General features: G+C 56.8%; 3 rRNA genes. All 3 read right to left on the reverse strand.

Annotation, left to right across the window (positions count from 1 at the left end):
- Positions 1 to 2: 2 nt before the first annotated feature.
- Positions 3 to 119, reverse strand: a 5S ribosomal RNA gene (gene rrf / locus ACI2K4_RS36185).
- A 77-nt stretch (positions 120 to 196) separates the two neighbouring features.
- Positions 197 to 3,302: ribosomal RNA gene (locus ACI2K4_RS36190) — 23S ribosomal RNA — on the reverse strand.
- A 363-nt stretch (positions 3,303 to 3,665) separates the two neighbouring features.
- Positions 3,666 to 3,880: ribosomal RNA gene (locus ACI2K4_RS36195) — 16S ribosomal RNA — on the reverse strand; the annotation flags it as partial.

Raw genomic sequence — 3,880 nt, forward strand, 5'->3', positions numbered from 1 at the left:
TTGTCCGGCGGCGTCCTACTCTCCCACACCCTCCCGAGTGCAGTACCATCGGCGCTGGAGGGCTTAGCTTCCGGGTTCGGAATGTAACCGGGCGTTTCCCCACCGCTATAACCGCCGTAACACTATCGACTTAACAAACAACCCACAGGGTCTTGTTCGCTTGTCGGGAATCACACAGTGGACGCGTAGCACCTTAGTAATCAAGTCCTCGGCCTATTAGTACCGGTCAACTCAACCCGTTACCGAGCTTACATCTCCGGCCTATCAACCCAGTCGTCTAGCTGGGAGCCTTACCCCACAAAATGGGTGGGATACCTCATCTTGAAGCGAGCTTCCCGCTTAGATGCTTTCAGCGGTTATCCCTTCCGAACGTAGCCAACCAGCCGTGCCCCTGGCGGGACAACTGGCACACCAGAGGTTCGTCCGTCCCGGTCCTCTCGTACTAGGGACAGCCCTTCTCAAGTATCCTACGCGCACGGCGGATAGGGACCGAACTGTCTCACGACGTTCTAAACCCAGCTCGCGTACCGCTTTAATGGGCGAACAGCCCAACCCTTGGGACCTGCTACAGCCCCAGGATGCGACGAGCCGACATCGAGGTGCCAAACCATCCCGTCGATATGGACTCTTGGGGAAGATCAGCCTGTTATCCCCGGGGTACCTTTTATCCGTTGAGCGACACCGCTTCCACTCGCAAGTGCCGGATCACTAGTCCCGACTTTCGTCCCTGCTCGACCTGTCAGTCTCACAGTCAAGCTCCCTTGTGTACTTGCACTCAACACCTGATTGCCAACCAGGCTGAGGGAACCTTTGGGCGCCTCCGTTACATTTTAGGAGGCAACCGCCCCAGTTAAACTACCCACCAGACACTGTCCCTGAACCGGATCACGGTCCGAAGTTAGATACCCAAATCAACCAGAGTGGTATTTCAAGATTGCCTCCACCCATACTGGCGTATGGACTTCACCGGCTCCCACCTATCCTACACAAACTAATTCGGATACCAATGTCAAGCTATAGTAAAGGTCCCGGGGTCTTTCCGTCCTGCCGCGCGTAACGAGCATCTTTACTCGTAATGCAATTTCGCCGGGCCTGTGGTTGAGACAGTGGGGAAGTCGTTACGCCATTCGTGCAGGTCGGAACTTACCCGACAAGGAATTTCGCTACCTTAGGATGGTTATAGTTACCACCGCCGTTTACTGGCGCTTAAGTTCTCAGCTTCGCCCCCGAAAGAGCTAACCGGTCCCCTTAACGTTCCAGCACCGGGCAGGCGTCAGTCCATATACATCGAATTACTTCTTCGCATGGACCTGTGTTTTTAGTAAACAGTCGCTTCCCCCTGCTCTCTGCGGCCATACAACGCTCCACCCGCACGGGGCTTCACGTCTCCGGCCCCCCTTCTCCCTAAGTTACGGGGGCAATTTGCCGAGTTCCTTAACCACAGTTCGCCCGATCGCCTCGGTATTCTCTACCTGACCACCTGTGTCGGTTTGGGGTACGGGCCGCTAAGAACTCGCTAGAGGCTTTTCTCGGCAGCATAGGATCACTGACTTCACCTGAATCGGCTCGGCATCACGTCTCAGCCCTGTGTGTCGCGGATTTGCCTACGACACGGCCTACACGCTTACCCCGGCACAACCACCGGCCGGGCTCAGCTACCTTCCTGCGTCACCCCATCGCTTGACTACTACCCACCAGGTTCCCAATCTCACCAGCATCAACCCGAAGGCATCAACCAGATCAAAAAGTTAGCACAATGAGGTTCACCACGGACGCTCTTTCGCGGGTACGGGAATATCAACCCGTTGTCCATCGACTACGCCTCTCGGCCTCGCCTTAGGTCCCGACTCACCCAGGGCGGATTAGCCTGGCCCTGGAACCCTTGGTCATCCGGCGGAAGGGTTTCTCACCCTTCTTTCGCTACTCATGCCTGCATTCTCACTCGTGCCGCGTCCACAACTGGATCACTCCGCTGCTTCACCCCCGGCACGACGCTCCCCTACCCATCCACACACCTGCACGCCACCCAAAGGCAACGCGAAGTAAAATGTGAATGCCACAGCTTCGGCGGTGTACTTGAGCCCCGCTACATTGTCGGCGCGGAACCACTTGACCAGTGAGCTATTACGCACTCTTTAAAGGGTGGCTGCTTCTAAGCCAACCTCCTGGTTGTCTATGCGACCCCACATCCTTTTCCACTTAGCACACGCTTAGGGGCCTTAGCTGGTGATCTGGGCTGTTTCCCTCTCGACTACGAAGCTTATCCCCCGCAGTCTCACTGCCGCGCTCTCACTTACCGGCATTCGGAGTTTGGCTGATTTCGGTAAGCTTGTGGGCCCCCTAGACCATCCAGTGCTCTACCTCCGGCAAGAAACACACGACGCTGCACCTAAATGCATTTCGGGGAGAACCAGCTATCACGGAGTTTGATTGGCCTTTCACCCCTAACCACAGGTCATCCCCCAACTTTTCAACGTTGGTGGGTTCGGCCCTCCACGCGGTCTTACCCACGCTTCAGCCTGCCCATGGCTAGATCACTCCGCTTCGGGTCTAGGACACGCGACTCAACGCCCTATTCAGACTCGCTTTCGCTACGGCTACCCCACACGGGTTAACCTCGCCACATGCCACTAACTCGCAGGCTCATTCTTCAAAAGGCACGCCGTCACCCCTAAAGGCTCCGACGGATTGTAGGCGAACGGTTTCAGGTACTATTTCACTCCCCTCCCGGGGTACTTTTCACCATTCCCTCACGGTACTAGTCCGCTATCGGTCACCAGGAAGTATTTAGGCTTACCAGGTGGTCCTGGCAGATTCACGGCAGATTACAGGGGTCCGCCGCTACTCGGGAACATCCACAGAAGACCCGCCACTTTCACCTACCGGACTCTCACCGTCTACGGTTGGCTATCCCACACCATTCGGCTAGCAACAGGTTTTATCACTTCTCGACCCAATGTCAGTTAGGCCAGCAGAGTCCCACAACCCCAACCACGCAACCCCTGACAGGTATCACACGCAGCCAGTTTAGCCTCAATCCGCTTTCGCTCGCCACTACTCACGGAATCACAATTGTTTTCTCTTCCTACGGGTACTGAGATGTTTCACTTCCCCGCGTTCCCTCCACACACCCTATGTGTTCAGGTGCAGGTGACAGCACATGACTGCTGCCGGGTTCCCCCATTCGGACACCCTGGGATCACAGCTAGGTTGACAGCTCCCCCAGGCCTATCGCGGCCTCCCACGTCCTTCATCGGCTCCTGGTGCCAAGGCATCCACCGTTCGCCCTTGACAACTTGACCACAAAGATGCTCGCGTCCACTGTGCAATTCTCAACAAACGACCAACCCACAACCCACAACCACCACACCTCGAACCACCACCAACCCCCAAGGGCCGACCATGGAACCGGTTTGCGATGACAGGCCATGCCTGGCAACCCGAAACAACAAACACACGTGTTTGTTCCTTCAGGACCCAACAGGATGCTCTAACGCCCACCAACCAGCCGCACCACCACCACGTTCCCACCCCCGAAAGGGCTGTACTAGCAGCAAATGACCGTTGCCGGCAGTGAACTCACCAGTGTCTCCGCCATCGAGCACCCCACCACCACACTCGGGTGATACGGGCTCCTAACCCCCTTCGGGGCAGGTGCTCCTTAGAAAGGAGGTGATCCAGCCGCACCTTCCGGTACGGCTACCTTGTTACGACTTCGTCCCAATCGCCAGCCCCACCTTCGACGGCTCCCTCCACAAGGGTTGGGCCACCGGCTTCGGGTGTTGCCGACTTTCGTGACGTGACGGGCGGTGTGTACAAGGCCCGGGAACGTATTCACCGCAGCGTTGCTGATCTGCGATTACTAGCGACTCCGACTTCA

This window comes from Micromonospora sp. NPDC050397 (assembly GCF_044901685.1).
In the GTDB taxonomy this organism is placed as follows: Bacteria; Actinomycetota; Actinomycetes; order Mycobacteriales; family Micromonosporaceae; genus Micromonospora_G.